The 750-nt window shown below is 75.7% G+C and carries 1 protein-coding gene; it reads right to left on the bottom strand.

Annotated elements, in window-relative coordinates:
- Nucleotides 1-51: 51 nt before the first annotated feature.
- On the bottom strand, nucleotides 52-750 hold a 699-nt coding region (locus MBELCI_RS18970), incomplete at its 5' end, for a four-carbon acid sugar kinase family protein (RefSeq protein WP_045320576.1).

The following is a 750-nucleotide window of genomic DNA, read 5'->3' as shown; positions in this document are numbered from 1 at the left end:
CGAAGATTGAAGCCGCTTGGGTGCAGATCGCCTCGCGCAGGCGGGCCTCGCTCATGCTCCGCGCCCCAGCATCGCCTCGGCTTCGGCAAAGAACCCCGGCCCCCCGAAATTCCCTGATTTCAGCGCCAGTACCAGATCCGGACCCGCGCGCAGGCAGGGCACGCCCGCCGCGATCTCCGGCCCGATCTCGAGCGCGTCGGGCGCCAGCGCCTCGACCACCGCGCCCGAGGTCTCGCCGCCCGCCGTGATCAGCCGCGTCACCCCGCCCGCGACCAGCGCGCGCGCCGTCTCGGCAAAGAACCCCTCGACCCGCGCCGCCACCGCCTCGCGGCCGAACCGCTCCTGCGCCGCGCGCACCACGCCCGGATCGGCCGAGGAATAGATCAGCGGCAGCCCGCCTTGGGCCAGCGCCCATTCCGCCGCGTCCCGCGCCGTGACCTCGCCCGCCATCAGCGCCCCGGCCGTCACCTCGCGGCGCGGGCCGTCATGCCGGGCCACCTGCTCTCGCGTCGCGCCCGAGCACGAGCCCGACAGCACCGCCGCCCGGCCCCCCTGCCCGCGCCACGCCCCCGCCGCGCCCGAAAGCCGCCCCTTGCGGCGAAAATTCTCCGGCAGGCCCATCGCGATGCCCGAGCCGCCGGTCACGAGACCGAGCCCCTCGGCCGCGGCACCAAGCGCCATCAGGTCCGCGTCCCGGATCGCGTCGCAGATTATGAGCCGCGCGGCGCTGGCGTCGAGCCGCCCCCGGAT

This window comes from Limimaricola cinnabarinus LL-001 (genome assembly GCF_000466965.1).
In the GTDB taxonomy this organism is placed as follows: Bacteria; Pseudomonadota; Alphaproteobacteria; order Rhodobacterales; family Rhodobacteraceae; genus Limimaricola; species Limimaricola cinnabarinus.
Note: the sequence above shows the minus strand (reverse complement) of the source record. Positions and strands in the feature narration are given on the sequence as shown.